Source organism: uncultured Treponema sp., assembly GCF_934725225.1.
GTDB lineage: Bacteria > Spirochaetota > Spirochaetia > Treponematales > Treponemataceae > Treponema_D.
In genome coordinates, this window is sequence record NZ_CAKVAM010000002.1 from 131336 (window position 1) to 149112 (window position 17777).

At 43.8% G+C, this 17777-nt stretch carries 15 protein-coding genes; 7 read left to right on the plus strand and 8 right to left on the minus strand.

The annotated features are described in order from the left end of the window. Nucleotides 1-3 precede the first annotated feature (3 nt). The 5 genes from Q0H92_RS03470 to Q0H92_RS03490 all read left to right on the plus strand — a co-directional run bounded on the left by Q0H92_RS03470 (nt 4) and on the right by Q0H92_RS03490 (nt 10443). Entirely contained in the window at nt 4-1197 is a 1194-nt protein-coding gene (locus Q0H92_RS03470) for a hypothetical protein (protein WP_296011999.1), read from the plus strand. A 113-nt stretch (nt 1198-1310) separates the two neighbouring features. Continuing rightward, a complete protein-coding gene (locus Q0H92_RS03475) occupies nt 1311-2024 on the plus strand; it encodes a type IV secretion system protein (RefSeq protein WP_296012001.1) in 714 nt (237 codons plus the stop codon). Next, on the plus strand, nt 2021-3106 hold the full coding sequence (locus tag Q0H92_RS03480; protein WP_296012004.1) for a TrbG/VirB9 family P-type conjugative transfer protein: 1086 nt from the start codon (nt 2021-2023) through the stop codon (nt 3104-3106). Before Q0H92_RS03475 ends, Q0H92_RS03480 begins: the two co-directional genes overlap by 4 nt. Further along, nucleotides 3096-4493, plus strand: coding sequence for a TrbI/VirB10 family protein (locus Q0H92_RS03485; RefSeq protein ID WP_296012007.1), 1398 nt, complete (start codon nt 3096-3098; stop codon nt 4491-4493). The genes Q0H92_RS03480 and Q0H92_RS03485 overlap by 11 nt, the downstream gene beginning before the upstream one ends. A gap of 130 nt (nt 4494-4623) precedes the next feature. Beyond that, a complete protein-coding gene (locus Q0H92_RS03490) occupies nt 4624-10443 on the plus strand; it encodes a hypothetical protein (RefSeq protein WP_296012010.1) in 5820 nt (1939 codons plus the stop codon). 60 nt (nt 10444-10503) lie between these two features. Here the strand turns inward: Q0H92_RS03490 and Q0H92_RS03495 are convergent, their stop codons facing one another. The 8 genes from Q0H92_RS03495 to Q0H92_RS03530 all read right to left on the minus strand — a co-directional run bounded on the left by Q0H92_RS03495 (nt 10504) and on the right by Q0H92_RS03530 (nt 15476). Further along, nucleotides 10504-11532, minus strand: a complete 1029-nt coding sequence (locus tag Q0H92_RS03495) for an InlB B-repeat-containing protein (RefSeq protein ID WP_296012013.1) — start codon at nt 11530-11532, stop codon at nt 10504-10506. Nucleotides 11533-11592: 60 nt separating this feature from the next. Beyond that, nucleotides 11593-12237: a hypothetical protein gene (locus Q0H92_RS03500; RefSeq protein ID WP_296012014.1), complete on the minus strand. Its 645-nt coding sequence runs from the start codon at nt 12235-12237 to the stop codon at nt 11593-11595. Between the two features lie 10 nt (nt 12238-12247). Next, on the minus strand, nt 12248-12691 hold the full coding sequence (locus Q0H92_RS03505; protein WP_296012016.1) for a hypothetical protein: 444 nt from the start codon (nt 12689-12691) through the stop codon (nt 12248-12250). A 228-nt stretch (nt 12692-12919) separates the two neighbouring features. Continuing rightward, nucleotides 12920-13141, minus strand: a complete 222-nt coding sequence (locus tag Q0H92_RS03510; protein ID WP_296012019.1) for a hypothetical protein — start codon at nt 13139-13141, stop codon at nt 12920-12922. Between the two features lie 111 nt (nt 13142-13252). Further along, the gene (locus Q0H92_RS03515; RefSeq protein ID WP_296012022.1) at nt 13253-13570 is read right to left on the minus strand and encodes a hypothetical protein; all 318 of its coding nucleotides are present in this window, start codon (nt 13568-13570) and stop codon (nt 13253-13255) included. Between the two features lie 155 nt (nt 13571-13725). Continuing rightward, a complete protein-coding gene (locus tag Q0H92_RS03520; protein ID WP_296012023.1) occupies nt 13726-13965 on the minus strand; it encodes a hypothetical protein in 240 nt (79 codons plus the stop codon). A 143-nt stretch (nt 13966-14108) separates the two neighbouring features. Then, complete coding sequence (locus Q0H92_RS03525; protein WP_296012027.1) at nt 14109-14498, minus strand: TIR domain-containing protein; 390 nt, start codon at nt 14496-14498, stop codon at nt 14109-14111. Between the two features lie 12 nt (nt 14499-14510). Next, a complete protein-coding gene (locus Q0H92_RS03530) occupies nt 14511-15476 on the minus strand; it encodes a caspase family protein (protein ID WP_296012031.1) in 966 nt (321 codons plus the stop codon). A 301-nt stretch (nt 15477-15777) separates the two neighbouring features. Between Q0H92_RS03530 and Q0H92_RS03535 the strand changes: the two genes are divergently transcribed. Beyond that, on the plus strand, nt 15778-17061 hold the full coding sequence (locus Q0H92_RS03535; RefSeq protein WP_296012034.1) for an ATP-binding protein: 1284 nt from the start codon (nt 15778-15780) through the stop codon (nt 17059-17061). After that, on the plus strand, nt 17042-17650 hold the full coding sequence (locus Q0H92_RS03540) for an RloB family protein (protein ID WP_296012037.1): 609 nt from the start codon (nt 17042-17044) through the stop codon (nt 17648-17650). The genes Q0H92_RS03535 and Q0H92_RS03540 overlap by 20 nt, the downstream gene beginning before the upstream one ends. Nucleotides 17651-17777: the final 127 nt, after the last annotated feature.

Consider the following 17777-nt stretch of genomic DNA (forward strand, 5'->3'; position numbering starts at 1 on the left):
CCCATGAAATCACATTCAATAAAAGACATATTCTCTAGCCGTCCGACAAAGGAGAGTTATGAGGAAGACCTCTACAAGGTAAGAAAAGTTCCTTACAAGAAGGACGACATGTGGCGGCTCTCGAAGCTGCTTGCGGCAAAACCGACACGTGTCGGTCGTGGTGACGGCGGAAGATTCTCAGGCGGCGGACGAGGCGGAGCATTGCTCTCAAATTTTTCAAACCAGAAAGACCAGCGCGTGATGTTCAAGGTCTCGCACAGCTCCTCGATGCAGGCGCATGAAAAGTATCTCTCAACCTATATGCCGCAGGAAAACAAGAATGATGTCATGGACAGGCCAAGGCTTTTCGGCACTGAAAATTCCGAGTACGAGGCCGCGAAAGTTCCGGACCATTTCAAGTTCATAATCTCGCCTGAAAACCAGAACGTGAACCTGAAAGTCCTTGCCTCTGAGTTCATAAGGAGAACCGAGACCATGACAGGCTACAGGCTTTTGTGGCAGGGGGCGGTTCATACGGACACAGCTCACCGCCATGCCCACATCTGCATAAACGGCAGGGATAAAAACGGAAAGCGTGTCTATTTTCAGCCTGAGATGATTAGGCGGACAATGAGGGAGACTCTCTCGTACATCGCGACACAGATGGTCGGGGAGCGGACACAGCAGGAAATTCTTGCGGCGCAGAAAAACCTTGTTGTCGCAAGACGCTGGACGAGGCTTGACGAGGAGCTTGAGAAATATCCCGGAAAAATAAGCCCACGTCTTCTAAGCCCTGAAATGCAGAACCGTCTTGCTTTTCTTTCTGAAATGAATCTTGCCGTAAGAAAAGCCGGATTCTATGAGCTAAAAACTGAATGGAAGGATGTTCTTGTCGCTACAGGGCGGTACAACACATTCCTTGACGAGTATCGGAAATCTGGCGGAAAGCTTGAGCTTTACTCAGGCGGCGGAATCAGCGGAACTGTTGAGAATGTAATTTCGTTCGACAAGGACGAAAGCTGGAACGATGCGCTTGTCATAAGAAGCGGTGAATCCCTTGTCTATGTTCCTGTCTGGCAGCTGAAGAAAGATGACCTTCTGGGAAAGTCAGTAGAGATAAAGGACGGAACAAGAAGCCTCTCGCGCCAAGTCACGGACTCAAGCATACGTGTTGCAGGCACACCTAGAAGCAGAGGAAATTCCGGAAAGCGTGAATAAATTTCTTTTATTACAAAATATCTATATATGTAATAAAATCAATATTGACTGTAGTCTTGAAAATTTGTAATCTGTATCAAAAGTATCTGCCCGCCCTTTCTTGGAGATACTTTATGAGTACAAAACAATATCCTCCTGCTGGAAAAGTGCAGACACCGTTCTATCCGCAGCTTGAGCATTTCGACTGGATTACAGGACAGATTCGCCGGGAGAACCATATTCTTCGGATTGTGGCTGTCATCTCCTGCCTAGCGTTTTTTCTCTCAATCGGAATCAGCCTGTACGCGGTCGCCCAGCCTGACTCAATCCCTGTGATTGTGACGATGAATGATTTCGGGCAGACGTCATATGTCGGCCCTGTTTCGCGGAAGAACTACCAGGACTTCAATGTTCCGGAAGTCGCCGTGCAGTATCAGGTGAAGGATTTTCTTAACCTCTATCACACGCTCTCAACTGACAAGACTGTGATGAAAAAATCTGTCAATAAAATCTACCACATTCTGACTTCCACAACAGCGTCAAAATATTCATCCCTTGTGAAAGAGGAGAAGCCGTTTGAGTATTTCGGCACGCGCACAAGGGAAGTGCTTTTTCAGACAGAGCCGCTGAAGCTCTCAAAAGATTCCTATCAGATTGACTATCAGGTTCTGACGCGTCAGGTCTCAGGCTCTGTTGTCAGCAATGTGGCCTACCGCGCGGTAATAAGCGTGAAAACCTTGCAGCCGAGTGAAGATGACATAAAGGACAATCCGCTTGGAATCTACATAACCGCATTCGACATGAAGGAAATAAACACAAAAGTCTTATCAACTGGAGAACCAAAATGAAAACTAGAAAGAAAATCGACCGGCACGTGTCGGTTCTGGCGGCGGCATTCCTGATTCTGTCTTGCTCAACAACAAAAGACCTTGAGAAGAGCGTGAACCAGACGGACTTTGACGACAGCGGCGCAAAATCGCTTGAGGAAGAGGAGCTGAGAAACGAGGCGGAGCTTAACGGCTACTATGTTCAGGAGGAATTGAAAGTACAGGACATAGAGGACACAGTTGTTTTTGTTGACCGTCCTGTCTATATTCCTGAGCAGAAGGACGCTCCTGAGCTTGAGCGCGGATTTGAAACCGGCTATGACGCTGTAAAGGAAAGCCAGAAGAAAGCGACTGTAAAACCGGAGAACTATAAAAGCGGAACTTTCTTCTATCAATATAATGAGAATCTTGTGTACGAGATTTACGCCCAGCCGTACCACCTTACGGACATTGTTCTTGAGCGCGGCGAGACTGTGAAAGGAACTCCTTTTTTCTCAGAGGACGAGAGTGTGTGGGAGCTTACAGCAGGTGTCTCTGTTGATTCCGAGACAGGCGAGGAAGTCCAGCATTTTTTTGTGAAGCCCGCGTTCTCAAAGCTTGACTCCAGCCTCATCATCATAACCGACCGCCGTGTCTACCATCTGCGCGTGAAGTCGTTTGCCGACACACACATGGCGATTGTGAAATTCACATATCCCGGAAGAAAAAATGTCTATGCGAAAAAGTCGGTGGAAAAAAGTCGCTCCGTCGAGAACGACTTCATCAGAATCTCGAATCCTGAGCTTCTGTCATTCGACTACAAGATGAAATACTCGATGTTCAAGAAGCCGGAATTTTTGCCAAAGCGTGTCTACGATGACGGCCAGTCAACATATATTCAGGTGGACGAGATTGTGCTTCAGAAAAAGCTTCCAGTCCTCTTCAATGAGAAGAACGAGATAGAGAACTATTCCGTGAAGAAGAATGTGTTTGTCGTTCCGCGCCTTGTGAATAAAGTCACTCTCCGTCTTGGAAAGCAGAAAGTCGTGATAGAGAAGAAAAAGACAAGCCAGAAAATTGCGGAAAAAATCGCCGCGGAAGAGGAGGCTCAGGTTGGAAAATAATATCGATGAGGATGAGAACCTTGAGCTTGACGCCTCTCCTATGAACCTGAACGACGAGATTGAGAGCGAGGACGAGGAACTTCCGCCGCCTGAAGAGGAAAAGGATGAGGCGCGCGAGCTTAACGTGGGCAATATCCTTGCGCTAATTTTTATCGGGGTCGCAGTGATTTTTCTTATCGTTATGGCGGCAGGCTCGGCAAAGTCAAAGAAAAAAATCCAAAGCCGTGAGCTTGACAAGTCCGGCAGCAAGACAGCAATTGAATTCAAGGAGAGGACTGAGAAAGCTCCCGAGGTGAAAGATGATGTCCAGCAGATTTTTGAGGAAGAGAAGAAAGGCGATAAGCCGATGAGCGAAAAGGACGCGGACGATGTTCTTTCCACCTTGCCGCCTGAGCTACAGAGCGGAACAGCTCCGGTAACATCTGTAGGAAGCCGCTCGGCCTCATCCGCAAAGTCTGACAGACCGGACACAAGGAATTCAAAGTCGCCAAGAAAAATCGAGGGGATCGCGGGGCAGGACTACGCGGCGGTGAACGCAAACTCCAATATTGTCAGCGCAGTCATGAACGGAAATTTTCCGCAGACGGCAGCAACGTCAAGAATGACAAAGGAGGAATACATCGCGCAGCAGATGCAGCGCACTCAGCAGATTCAGAATTCCCTCTACGGCTCTAGCGGAAGTTACGGCGGCGGAAATCAGAACCAGAGCGCGGCTTACCAGTCTAACCGCGAGGAATTCTTCAACAATCAGGGAAGCGGAACAGGAAACGGACAGTTTCTTCCGTACAACACGCTCTGGGACGGAACGATTATCTCAGGCGCGCTTGTTACGGCGATAAACACGGACAATCCCGGCGTTGTGATTGCCAGAGTGACGCAGAATGTGTACTCAAGCTACGACCATTCGCTTCTTCTGATTCCCGAAGGCTCGCTTCTTTATGCGACCTACAACAGCTCTGTCAGCTATGGGCAGAACAAGGTGCAGGTGGCATGGAATCTTCTTATACGTCCTGACGGCTACAGAATCTCTTTGGGCAACATGAACGGAGTGAGCGCGCAGGGCGCAAGCGGATACAAGGGCAGCGTGTCTAACCATCCGTGGGCGACAATGAAGGCTCTTGGAATGATTGCCGTCTACTCGATGATTCAGACCGATATGTCAAAGAGCATAAACAGCCAGAACAACGAGTATATCCAGAACGCGATGACCGACGTGTGGGCGCAGTCGACAAAAATCGGGAACAAGATTATCGACCGCGCGCTTGACATAAAGCCTACGATTGCAGTTCCAGTTGGAAGAGAAATCAAGCTTATCACGAATGTGCCGCTTGAGCTTCCGCCGTGCAAGGTGAATCAGGCTGAGCAGAAATATGTAAGGACACGCTGAAAACAAAACGGATATGGACAGTCCGCAGTCACGAATAGAAATTTTATAGAAGCGGATTTTTCATTATAGAAAACTGAAACAAAAATGAGCGCACGAATAGACATTGAAAAAAAATTCTCTGGAGTTAAAGATGAAATTTTTAAGGAATGCTGTTCCGCTGCTCATGATTGCGGCGGCTCTTGTTTTTTCAGGCTGCCACTGGAACGATGTCTCAGACAGCGGCGGCGGTGATGACGGTGTGAAAATCAGCTCGCTTTCATTTGCGAAGTCAACGCTTTCAATGAAAGTCGGCTCGATGGATTACATTACAATAAAAGTAAATCCTTCTACAAGCCAAAGAGACTGCGAGTTCAAGTGGTCTTATGACTCGAAGATAATCAGCTGCGACACAGCCTCGAATTTCGGTGTGACGATAACGGCTCTTGCAGAAGGACAGACATCGCTCCGCTGTTCTTACGGCGGATTTGACGCGACCTGCATAATAACGGTCTCAGGCTTTGAGCAGGGATATGAAGAAACGACTGAGCCGTACATTTATTCAAACACTTCGATTATCCAGACAAGTCCGGGCGTTACGGAAAAGGTCTTTGTGTCTCTCTACGGCGGAGATGCTTCCGACATCGACGGCTATACCTGGACAATAGACAACTCATCTGTCGCCACAATCCAGCCGACCGGCCAGTACTGCCTTATAACTGCGAAGAATTCCGGCTATGCGAGAATCAAGGTTACAAACAGCAAGGCGAGCTATCCGTACTACATGGGAGTCTATGTCTTTGCCGACGCGACAAATGTTCCTTATATAACGACTTCCACGAACATTCTTACAATGAACCAAGGCGACGGAGAGCAGACGATAAGCTGCTCCTTGGTGAATGGAAAGGAAGGCTCTTTGGACAGCGCGTTCAAGTGGGAGATTGTCTCAAAGGATTCAGACGAAGTCCCTGTGGGGCTTTCATTCAACGGAAACAATGCGGTTGTAACTCCTCTCAAAGGCGGAAGCTGCACTTTAAGAATCACTCATCCGGATGCGGCATATCCTCTTGATATTCTTTGCCGTGTAATCACGATTGTGAAGAATGTCTACATAAATCCGGACAGGACAATGATTACCCTGAATGGAACTGACGAGCAGACTGTAACCTGCGAGCTTGAGAACATCGACATAGGCGAGTATTCGGTTGATGAGTACAGATATTCCCTCGACAACCTGAGCGCGGCGGAGATAGTCTCGTCTGTTGGAAACCAGGTTGTGCTGCGTGGCCTTGCAAACGGAAGCGCGAAGCTTGTCATTTCGCACCCGAAAGCCGCCTATCCGAGGGAAGTTCTCTGCATTGTGACAGGGCAGCTGAAGGACGCTGTTGATGCCTCTTGCTACATCACGACAAGCCAGAACTATATAAGAACGAAAGTCGGCGCGGATACGACATCTGTATCTATGAGCCTTCGCGGCGGCGATGACGGAGACGAGAAGGGTTTTGTCTGGACAGTGAAAAGCTCTCCGTCATCAGGAAGTGGAGATGTCATATCTCTTGAGACAACGGACGGAAGCGCAGTTCATTCAAGGGCGGCCGCGATGACCTATGCCTACGGAACTGCGTACATCACGCCGAAAGCCGAGGGAACTGCCGTAATCACCGTGAGCCATCCGAAGATTGTCTACGCGACTGAAATTCTCGTGAAAGTTCTGGACAAGGATGCGATTCTTGAGGAGCCTCTTTATTTTACAGGAAACGGCCTTGTGCGTGTCCTGAACGGAAGCGAGACTGAATATTCTGTCGGGCTGAACGGAAAGAACAAGTCCTCAGCAGATGAGCAGAACATAAAATGGAGCAATGACGATTCAAGGCTTTCTGTTGTGGGAAACGGAACTTCCGCCACAATAAAAGCTCCGTCCTACGGAACAGGTCAGACAATCTCGCATATAACGGTGAGCCACAGCAAGGCGGAGCAGGACAAGACAGTCCTTGTCATGACAGCCGATGACGAGAAGACGCTGATGAGCATGAAGGCTCTTTATTCCGACAAGCTCTATTACAACTTTGAGGCTGGAAAGGAAGCGATTGTCTTCTGTAATGCTGTCGGATTCGATGAGTACGACGAGGAGACAGACGAGACAAAAAGCTACGACTTCTCGATGTTCACCTGGACAACTTCCGACCCGGCGGTTATTTCAGTGGACAAGAATTCTTACAATCCTCTCTCATGCACGATAAAAGGATTAAAAGCCGGAACTTGCACGCTCACTGGTTCAATCGACGGATACTCATGCGACTTCAAGATAACAGTCTATCCTGTCGGAACAGTTCAGACAGACCCGGAGGTATATCTTACAACCACGCAGAACGTCGTCTCGCTGAAATCGGCCGGAAAAACTGCGGCTGTGAATGTGAGCGCGGTGAATCTTTCTGCAGGCAAGTATTCATCAATAAAATGGCAGGCTGAAGATGAGTCTGTTGCTACAGTACAGGCGAACGGAACTTCCGCGACAATAACGGCGGCAGGCGAGGGCGAGACTGTGATAAACATCTCGCATTCGGAAAGCCAGAACACGCTGAAAATCTATGTGCGTGTCGGAAGCGAGTACGTCATTCCAGAGGCAGAGCCTCTTGTCTATATTTCATCTCAGGACGTTATCACGATGCTCCGTGATGACTCCGCGCAGAAGCTTCAGGCTGTTCTTGCGAACTATTCCGGCGCAGACACGAACGGATTTCAGTTCTCAATCGACAAGGAGGACATCGCAAAAATTTCAGCCCAGTCCGTAAACGGAACTGCATATATAAAGCCGGTCGGAAGCGGCCAGGCGGAAATCACAATCTCGCATACAGCAACCGAGCTTACAAAGAAGGTTCTTGTCGTTGTCGGAAATTCCTCTGAGGAGCTTGCAGGATATGTCTATCTCACGACAGGCAGCAATGTTGTCGCGGTCGGCGAGGGCAACACAAAGAGCGTCTCTGTTACTGTGAAGAATTCTGATTCGGTTGTTCTTGACGGCTACAGCTGGAGTTCAAGCAATCCGAATGTCGTGGATGTAACTTCAAGCGGCGCGACTGCGGTTCTTCAGGGAAACGGAATCGGAACTGCGATGATTACAGTTACAAGCAAGTACTGCCAGTATCCGCTCCAGATTATCGCCCAGTGCGTTGACCCGGTTGCAGCCGCGGCAAATCCTTATATTCAGCTCACGTCAAGCGTGATGAACTTGAATGTCGGAACAACATACACGTCAATTACGGCGGACCTGGTCGGCGGAAAGCAGAGCGATTTCTCCGATTTCGTCTGGTCTACAAATGACTCTTCAATATGCGCTGTTTACGGACAGAACGAGGTCGGAAAAGTCCGCGCGCTGAAAGCAGGAACTACCTATATAACAGTATCGCACCCGAAAGCAGCTTATCCGGCGCAGATTCTTGCTGTCTGCGATGAGGTGAAGGAAAGCGAGTGCTCAATCAGCGTTCCGAGCAGCATAATCACGATGAAGCCTACGGACGGAGCAAAAACTGTAACGGCGACTCTTGTGAACGGAAGCGCCAACGACAAGTACAATTTCAGCTGGTCGCTTGATGTCTATGACATAATCGATTTTCAGTATTCAGCGAATGTCTGCACGATTACGCCGAAGCAGGCTGGAAGCGTCACGATAACGATTCACCACCCGAAGGCGGCTTATGACCAGCAGATAATCGTGAACGTGCAGCAGTATTCTGAATTCTCGTTCCCGAAGGAAAGCATGACGATTGAGCAGGGCAGCGTGCAGTTTGTGAACATGGAAGTTCCGACTACAACGGTTTCAACACACATTGAGTATTCTGTCGAGAACAGCAATATCTGCTCGATAGTCGGAACAAAGTCTGTTGCGCAGATTACGGCGGTCGGAGCTGGCACAACAACTGTTAAGGCGCGGCTTATTGCGACAAGCACCGGCGTTGAGCAGGCAAGCTCCGAGATGATGGTCTATGTAAAGGAGAAGTCTGTCGATGCTGTCTATATAACGGCCTCAACAACAATTTACACTGTGAACAAGGGAAAAAGCCAGAGCCTGAGCGCGACGCTTACAGGAACAGGTGTGACGAATTCCGACCAGTACAACCTTAAATGGACAACTTCCGACAGCGACATTGTTCAGGTAACTGGAATCAGCTCCGACGGAACTGTGAAAGGGCAGTCAATCTACATAACCGCGCTGAAGAGCGGCGAGGCTGTAATAACCTGCTCGCACGAGAAAGCCGCAAGCACATTGCAGTTCTATGTTGTTGTTCCGGGTACTGCTGAAAAGGCTGTAACTTTCGACAAGACTTACATGACGATTCTCAAAGGCTCAAGCGGAAGCCAGCTCAAGGCGACAATCGAGAACGCTGAAAGCAGCAACGACTACAACAATCTCATCTGGACTTGCGAGGGCGCGAACGGAGCGGAAGTGGCGCGCGTTATGGGAAACGGACAGAAAGTCACAATCTATCCGGTCTCAGTCGGCGAGGCGACAGTTATGGCTCAGCTTCCTGACAGCTCAAGCGTCGCAAAATGCACTGTCATTGTCGAGGCCGGAAAAAGCCTTGTCTTTGAGACGAACTCAAGAAAAGTCCAGCCGTTCCATTCAAAGATTCTGAGATACACGGTAAGCCCTGCGGACGCGATTCTTACCTGGACAATGTCCCAGGGAGTGGGCGAGGACTACTTTGAGTACCGCGACCTTGGCTGCGATGCTGAAGGAAACGGACAGGTCGAGATTTCAGGAATCAAGGAGGGAAGCGGAACACTCGCCTGCGTTACGGACGGCGGCGCGAAAGCCCAGTGCGCTGTAAGGGTTGCGTGGGACTATGAATTCAGTGTTGATACGACAAGATTGTCAGGTTCTCCAGATAAATCATATAGCGTAAAATATCATGTCAGTCCTGCTGATGCGGACATACAATTTTCAGGCGATGACTCTTTGTTTTCAAGTTCCGTGAAAAAGGATAATGACGGCAATGGGGAAATAACCATAGTTCCTGTGAAAGAAGGCAAATGTACAATAAAAATAACCGCTGAAAATCATCAGGCAGAAGACGGCAAGAAAGAAATAGGAAATGCAAATATATCCGTAAAATTCAACTATGACAGGCTTACTGTAAAGCCTGAGATAATATCAGATGTTTCCTCAATTTCAAATGAACGGGCATATTATTCAAGTCTTACGGATTCAGCCCTTATTATTGGCGATGGGGAGGTTGTGACGGTAAGTCTGCCGATTGAGGAGAAGAAAGCAGATCCTGTTATTTCCATAAGTACCAATCTTAACAATCAGGAACTTGATTTTAAAGACAACAAAAATGGTACATTTACACTGGCTCATAAGAATGATTATACAGAATCATGTTATCAGATTCTAAAGGGGTATGCTCCGACTTACAACGGTTCAAGGTCTTATCCGAATGGTCAGCCTATTAACCTTGATGACTTTGAGATAAGAATGAAACATGACTCCACAAATCATCACCCTTATATGAAGAGCCATGGGTGGATGAAATATTATCTCTACAACACACGTACCGGAAGTGAAGTCTGGGAAGTCGGGACAGATGAGCATGAACTGAAAAGCTGCTCTCATTCTTTTGATATATCCAAAAGAACTGCTGATTCTAACGGTTGGTCGTTTGAAAGGGACAGCTCCCTTGATGGTGAGTGTATGCCTGTAGACAAATTCATGAAAACAGCATGGTATTACACTACAAGAAAAGAGAATTCCTATAACGAGGATTTAGGGTCATCAGAAAGGGTGATACTGAATGAAGGCATAGATACTAAACATATTTCGGCTCAATACTTACAGTATAGCCGGGACACTTCGTTGAAAAGGCAAATCCCTGCCGGAACAATAAATGTCAACATAAGTCACGGAGACAACAGAACTTCAATAAATTTTATTGTTTATTTCGAGACCCGAAACTGTCTGAGTACATATAGATGATAACCAGCAGTACCGCAAGGCTTGATGATAGGCTTTGCGGTGCTGTTGGTTTATCCGGTTTTAGTTTTCCTTAGTCCAGGTTGTCTCCAGATTGCCAAAGACAACAAGGTATCCCTTTATTTTCAGTGTGCTGCTAGAAACTGATGTTATTGTATAATCCTTTTCAAGGTAATCATTTTTAGCGATAGTGTCGTTAGAGTCGTAGATTTTGAAGTAGTTGCGTTTGTTGCTTCCGCTTCCTTCGGAGAATGTTTTCCAACTGAAAGTCGCATCAGCCATAAGATTGTCTCCTGTATAAACTATAAGAGAGCCTGTTTTGTCTGAATTTAATACAAGACTGTTTTTTCCGTCTTTCCATTTTCCAATCATCTTGTAGTCAAGACCAGTTCCTCTGAACGAGTCCGATGTTACAGTGATGATGCAGTATCCTGCCTTTGAGGAATTGGTGCTTGATGTCATCTTGACCGTTGCTGTTCCTATTGTCTCGGCTGTGATTATGTCATTGTTCAGGGATATTGCGTCGTACTCATTTTCATAGATTGAATAATAGCATTCTTCGTTCCATGATGACTTGAGCTTTATCGTTTCTCCGACTTTCATTTTGTATTCAGCTGTTGTTGCTATGTCAAGGAAATCGCCGCTTTCAGAGTCGTCATTGTCGCTGTCATCTGATAATGAGGCTTTATATTGAGCGTAGAAAGTTATGTCCTCATTCAGTGTGAAAGAGTCTCCAGCGTTGTAGCTGATTCCGCTTCCGTCAGATTCTGTATTCCATCCTGAAAATTTGTAGTTGCAGATGAAAGTTTCTCCGCTCCATTTTGAGTAGTAGCACTCTGTTCCTGGAAGCGTTATTGAAGTTCCTGTTTCCTTTGTTATGTCGGAAATCTGCTCGTTGTTTGAATATCCGTACTCAAGGTTCGTGTTATCAGGCAAATTTAGGTCGAACTTTGCTGTTACATATGTTTTTTCCCCGGCGGATGGATTCTGGTTCTCGCTGCTGTCGTTGCTTCCAGAACTTCCTCCGTCCGAGCATGACATGAACAATGCCGCGGCGACAAGAGCCGCTATAGTGATTGCTGTTTTCTTCATTTTTTGTAAACTCCTTTCTAAGATAGTTTTAATCTATGAAAATTTAAATTTTCATCAAAGCTAGTATTCCTTGCGGATTGATGTATTTCCGCCGGTTCGCTGGTATTCCCTTTTTCTTTGCCGTTCCTGTCTTATCTCCTCGTCCATTCTCTGGAATCTTATGACAGGAAGCGCGCTGTAAGAAATGTCGAAGTCGCCTTCCTCAATTTTCTTATAGGTGAGGTTGTCGCCGAAAAAGTCCATAATCGCCATCTTGTTTCTTGTGCGGCGGTCGGTGTAGTTCATAGGGTCGCTTATAGGTTTTGAGAAGTCTCCTTTCCGGCAGAAGTCAAGCCAGTCATATCCGTAATACGGCTTTTCCTGCACACAAAGAACTTTGAGCTCGATTCCGCAGATCTGCATGTCGCTGTGTCCTTTTTTCCAGGAATAGAGCGTGCTGTACATCTGGTATTTGTAGTAGACTTTCTTTGCTCCGCCGATTCTCGGGAACGAGACAATCAGGTTGCTCTTGTCTCTGAATTCCATCTCAATCAGCTTGTTTTTATACCAGCCGAACACCTTGAACGGATACTGAATCGCCTTTTCTTCTTCAGTCTCCTCGTAAGGCTTTGTGTCGAAGAAACTTCTGCTTGTTGCGCAGGAAGATGAAAATATCGCTATGACTGCTGCGGCTAAAATTGCCATTGGTTTCTTGATGTTTTTCATTTGAACGCCTTTATGATTTCTGTTGCGCCGTTTCCGAAATTGCATCGATTCCTTCTTTTGAGAATTTGCTATATATGCTGTTCATCTCGTCGAGAATCTTGTTGCAGAAGTCAGGCATTTTTGCTTTTGCCTCCATGAGCTTCTTGAAAGCCTTTTTCCTCGGGCTGTTGAAAATCAGCACTGCTCCTATGTTTAAAAGCAGTGAAATTCCGACTGCGATGAGAAGCCATTTGAGGCTGAAATAAGCTTTCGGGAAAAAGTAGCCGTCTATCATCCATGCAAGGAATGTCGTTATTATGAACATAATCCAAAGAAATCTGAACCTCAGATGCGCAGTGAGGTTTCTCGGCGGCCACCATGTCGCTCTGCCTCTTGGAACTGAAAGATAGTTGAATCCGTACTGCTTCCGCAGGCTTTGAACTTTGTTTGTGTCTTTTCCCTGAATTGCGCTCATACGCTGCCTATGTATTTCACTTTCAAGCTCGACAGCGTATTTCTCCTCATTTTTGTTGCAGAGCTTTATTATCTGGTTGTAGTAGGTTTCATACCATCTCAGAAATTTGAATTTGCCGTCGATGTACTCGTCAGCTCCGAAAAACGTTGTCTTTGCCTCCGGGCATACGGAGCTGTGCAGATATTCGTCTTTATCGATTGCAATGTATGTCTCCCTTACGTGCCAGCCTTAAAGAAGCTTTATGTCTCCGTCAAGGGAGAAGCATTCGTTGTTGTCAAGGAAAACAGTGGTTTCTGTTGATACCGACTGTGAGCTTGCCCCAGTGGAATACCGTTGCTCAATGATTTTCTGTGTCTTCTCGATTTTCTGGATTGTATATTCTTTAAGAAGCAGCGATACTTCATCTCCGTACTCGTTTATTTTCCCAAATCCGATTTTTCTTTCTTTCATTTTTGTTTCCTTCCGAATTGTTTTATACTATACATCTTACCCCCCCCCGAAAAAGTTTCAAGCAGGGGGTATTTTTTCACTGTTAAAAATTTGATGCTGAATGATTTTTGCCTAGAAGTCCATCTCAAGATTTGCGAGGCAGCACTGGAAATTGTCGAGCGTAAGCTCCCATTTCTGCTGGAGACATTTTGTAACTGCCCATGCTCCGGCTTCCATCGCGCTCATTCTTCTGAGTACATTCGGATATGCGGTGATTGAGAGGGGGTACAGGCGTGTGTTCCCATTCAGCTGCTCCACGGATGGAAGAGGCGAGTCGTCCTCGGGAATGTAGGATTCCTTTATCAGCTGATAGCTCGGCTTGTCGATGAATTTTTTTGTCTTCACGAAAAAGGCATCCGGGAAGTTTTTCTTGAATTCCTGCGCTGTCATAAATAACTCCATTGTTTTGTTTTCTTGCGGTTATTTACGGCGCGGAGCTATGCTAGCTTTCCGGACAGCGGCGACGTAATTCGGCTATGATTCCAAGCGGAAATGAAATAAAAAAATAAAGCTTGTTTTCCGACCGGGAATGTTTTGAGGTCTCCTTAGCAGAGCCTTCTGTTTCCTGTTATGCTTTCGGGAAGCGATTCTGTGTTCTCCACGTGCTCAAGCCCGAACCTTTTTATCACAAGCTGGCTCACCGTAAGACCCGCGTTTTTGGCAAGCGAGCGCATTATCTCTGCCTGCCTTGCGTTCTGAAAAGTTAGAGTCATGTTCACGATGTTCTTTCCTGTGGGCTTCCGGCCTGAGCCTTCTCTTCTGCCGCCCCAGTTGCTTGTGTTCATGCCTAGCAGTCTATACCATTGTTTTTGATTTGTCAAGTTTTTTTTTCAAGTTGTTTCGGAAAGACATGTGTAGGATTGACTATGTAAGCTAAAAACAATCGTGAAGTTATACGGTTGCTTTTAGCTTTGGCTAATGCTGAAATTTATCTTCTGCCATTAAATAATGCTTTCAAATTATCCCAAGACCAAGTATAAATTTTATCTGAGAGTTTTGCTAATTTTGGTTTTTTACAATTCTTGTCAGGATAGCCTTGAAGAAGGAAATAAGGGATATTCTCTTCTTGTGAAATTGATAGTTCTGTAGAAACACCTGTGGCGGTATCAGTATGCTCTCCGCAAATAACGACTACTACATCGCAAGATTTTATTCTTTGTCTGGCATTATTTTTCCAGTTGTAATCAATTGCTTCTTTTATGGACATATCAATAATTTCGAATGGAGAATCTTCATTTCTTGATTGTCCGACAAGAAAATTTTTCAAGCAGGCATCATTATCATAATCAAAACTTATAAAAGTGCGTTTCTTATTCATATATAGAACTCCTTAAAATCTGTTGTCTTTTGAAAGTGATTTATAATACAAACCGAGCGGTGTAAGACGGCACGCTTTTGAATGCATTGCTGCGAAATACATGTGTTCTTCATCTACTGGTTCAACAAGACCGACACTTTCGAATTTCTGTAAAAGCTTCATTTTTTTTACATTGTCTTCGTTTGCGAAAGGTTTTATATAGTCATGTCTCTCATTTGGATTGTTTGTGAATTCAAATGATGGATCAAGATTTATGCTGTCACAGTCAGAAAATATTTCTTTTATAGCGATTAATTCTTTTAAAGCAATCGGTGGCATTGTTTCTCTTAAAGAAATAAATTCTTGTACATTTGTTTTGAAAACAGGTCTTTGTTGCCAGCTTCCAAGAGCTTTGTCAATATATGCATAAACAGCACCTGGCGTAATATGTCCAAGTAAATCTGCGGCGCCACCATTAAGAGCTCCGCATAATAAGGAAGTGAATACTCCATGACCATTAGATTCAGCGGCAGATTCATTTTCTCTGCTTGCTGAAAGAATAGTTACGCCTTTTGCTAATGAAGCACAGTCCCCATCAAAAGGGTTGTCTCCCATTCCGCCTGAAAAACAGCTATCTAAAATTACAATTTTATTTTTACATTTTGATTTATGAATAATTTTCAGAACATCTGAAAGTTGGATTTTATCAATTCCATTTGTTTCATTAGGAACGCAAATATATTCGCTCTCATCAACTCTTGAACCATGTCCAGAAAAATAGAGAAGAGCAATATCGTCGTCATTCTGAAAAAGAGTTCGAATAGCATTTTCCAATTTTCTTTTGGATTTTTGATTTGTTAGACAGATAGTGTCAAAATTCTTTGAGCCATCTGCATTTCTTTCTAATAACGATGCAACATTTTTTGCATCGTTAACACAGCCGCAAAGCGGACATTCTGGGTATTCATCAATACCTAGGACAAGAGCTTTTTTGCTCATTCTTGTCTCCTTCAGATGCCAATTGAAAGTCTAGGGAATTTATGATAACCTAAAAAATAGCTTATAGGTGGTTATCTCTTTTGGTATCTGCTTGTATAATTTTTCTGCACAGGTTGCCGCCTGTGCTTTTTTTTGCCTCAACGAGGACTTATGAAATTAATATAATAAAAGCTTTTTTAGTTGTCAATAAAAAAGGTTAAATTGAATTTATTTTTACGTAAAATGTGCAAAATTAAGTTCAATTTATTGATTTTTTTGTTAAAATTGTGCTATATTGAATTGCCTTATAAGGAGGTGTTGTATGATTTTAGAATTTTCTGTTAAAAATACATTTTCTATAAAAGAGGAACAACTGATCAGTTTTGAGGCTTCAGATACTGTTAATGTGGATGAAGAATTGCATTGTATTGATTTTGGTGGAAAGAAATTCTTGAAGTTGGCCTGTATTTATGGAGCTAATGCCTCTGGAAAGACAAAAATAGCAGAGGCTCTTACGTTCTATGTGAATTTTTTGGTTCTTTCATTTCATTCGCTGCAGCCAACAGAAAAGATACATTTTATTCCTTTTTTATTTGATCCAGTTACCGCAAAAGAACCTGGTGAGTTTAGGCTAGTTTTTTATGCTAAAGATTTTGATTCTGAAAATGTTATTCGCTATGAATATTATTTAAAGCTGAATGATGAAAAAGTTCTAATAGAATCTTTGTATTATTCTCCAAAGGGGCAGAAACGGCTGATTTTTGAAAGAACTGATAATATAAAATGGGGCGTATGTGTTACAGGTGCAAAAAAAACAATAGCTGAGTTAACTAGAGATAATTGTTCGGTTGTTTCTGCTGGGGCGCAGGCTAAACATCCGATATTTCTTCATGTTTATAATCATCTTAACGAACGTTTTAAGGGTATGATAGATAGTACTGATAATGCTCTCTATGGATATGTTGCAAAGCGAATGGATGAAGATGAGGATTTTAAAAGAAAAGTTATAAATATTCTTTCGTTTTCTGATTTTGGAAACATTAAAGATATTTCTATTACAAAACAAGAAATTCCTGATGAGATAATAAAAACTTTTCCTGAGGAAATTCGAAATCAAATTGCAAAGAGAGGAGAAAAGCCTATTGCTAGAAATGTAAGTCTTATACATCATTACGACAGTGATGTTTCTCTTCCTCTGCATTTAGAATCTGCCGGAACACAAAAAATTATGGAATTGGCTGCTCCATTGATAGATATAACGCAGGAACCTTCTTTTTGTGTTATTGATGAACTTGAATCATCTTTGCACCAGGAACTGCTTGAAATGTTTATTCAGTTATTTCTCGAGTGTTCTGAGGAATCTCAATTGTTATTTACAAGCCATAATCAAGAGCTGCTTGATTCAGGGCTTTTAAGAGATGATGAAATTTGGTTTTGTAATAAAACTTCAACAGGTGGAAGCAAATATAATTCGATAGTTGACTATACAGGGATAAGGAAAGAGACATCGAGAAAGAAATTGTATCAAGCAGATAAATTTGGTGCTTTGCCAAATGTTGATATAAATTCATTGAGGGAGTTGTTCTGTGTCAAGAAAACTAGGTAAGTTAAAAGCAAATAAAACATTTCTTCTTATAGTTGAAGGTCCTGTAGAAAAAATATATTTTTCGGATGTTAAGGCAAATGGGCGTATTCCTGGAGTGACGATTACACCTAAAGTTTCGAAACATAGCGATTTATATACTATTTTAAAATCAGCGTTGATTGAACATGAGTCAAGTGTTTATGATTCTATATGGTGTGTTTTTGATAGAGATACAATTATTGCAAATGGAATGTCAGAAGAAGCATCAAAACTTTACAAAGAAGCTATATCAAAAGGAATCCATTTTGCTGATTCTATGCCAGCCTTTGAAGTATGGTTTTTACTTCATTATACTATGCCTGATTTATTTTACAGTTCACAGGATAAGATTATTGCTGAGCTGAAAAAGCATATTCCTTGTTATTCGAAAAATCAGGTGTGGCTTTCATCAGCAAATTTATATTCGACTTTAAAGCCTTATTTTGATTTTGCAATGGAAAATGCTTTTGAACTGAGCAAGAAAAAAGAAGAAATAGAAAATGAGAAAGCCACGAGTTGTAATGTTTATAAGCTATTTAAAGAATTACAAGAAAATGTAAAAAATAAATAATACTTGTTACTTGCCATAATGATATATGATTGTCTAAAAAAGATTTCTATTGTAATGCGGTGTATTGTTGTTTTTACAAATAAATAGTATTGTAATTTAAGAAATAATCTTGAAATAAAAACAATAT

Coding starts and splice junctions, on each gene's coding strand:
- Q0H92_RS03470 (WP_296011999.1), top strand. CDS start 4: ATGAAATCACATTCAATAAAAGACATATTCTCTAGCCGTCCGACAAAG.
- Q0H92_RS03475 (WP_296012001.1), top strand. CDS start 1,311: ATGAGTACAAAACAATATCCTCCTGCTGGAAAAGTGCAGACACCGTTC.
- Q0H92_RS03480 (WP_296012004.1), top strand. CDS start 2,021: ATGAAAACTAGAAAGAAAATCGACCGGCACGTGTCGGTTCTGGCGGCG.
- Q0H92_RS03490 (WP_296012010.1), top strand. CDS start 4,624: ATGAAATTTTTAAGGAATGCTGTTCCGCTGCTCATGATTGCGGCGGCT.
- Q0H92_RS03495 (WP_296012013.1), bottom strand. CDS start 11,532: ATGAAGAAAACAGCAATCACTATAGCGGCTCTTGTCGCCGCGGCATTG.
- Q0H92_RS03500 (WP_296012014.1), bottom strand. CDS start 12,237: ATGAAAAACATCAAGAAACCAATGGCAATTTTAGCCGCAGCAGTCATA.
- Q0H92_RS03505 (WP_296012016.1), bottom strand. CDS start 12,691: ATGAGCGCAATTCAGGGAAAAGACACAAACAAAGTTCAAAGCCTGCGG.
- Q0H92_RS03510 (WP_296012019.1), bottom strand. CDS start 13,141: ATGAAAGAAAGAAAAATCGGATTTGGGAAAATAAACGAGTACGGAGAT.
- Q0H92_RS03515 (WP_296012022.1), bottom strand. CDS start 13,570: ATGACAGCGCAGGAATTCAAGAAAAACTTCCCGGATGCCTTTTTCGTG.
- Q0H92_RS03520 (WP_296012023.1), bottom strand. CDS start 13,965: ATGAACACAAGCAACTGGGGCGGCAGAAGAGAAGGCTCAGGCCGGAAG.
- Q0H92_RS03525 (WP_296012027.1), bottom strand. CDS start 14,498: ATGAATAAGAAACGCACTTTTATAAGTTTTGATTATGATAATGATGCC.
- Q0H92_RS03530 (WP_296012031.1), bottom strand. CDS start 15,476: ATGAGCAAAAAAGCTCTTGTCCTAGGTATTGATGAATACCCAGAATGT.
- Q0H92_RS03535 (WP_296012034.1), top strand. CDS start 15,778: ATGATTTTAGAATTTTCTGTTAAAAATACATTTTCTATAAAAGAGGAA.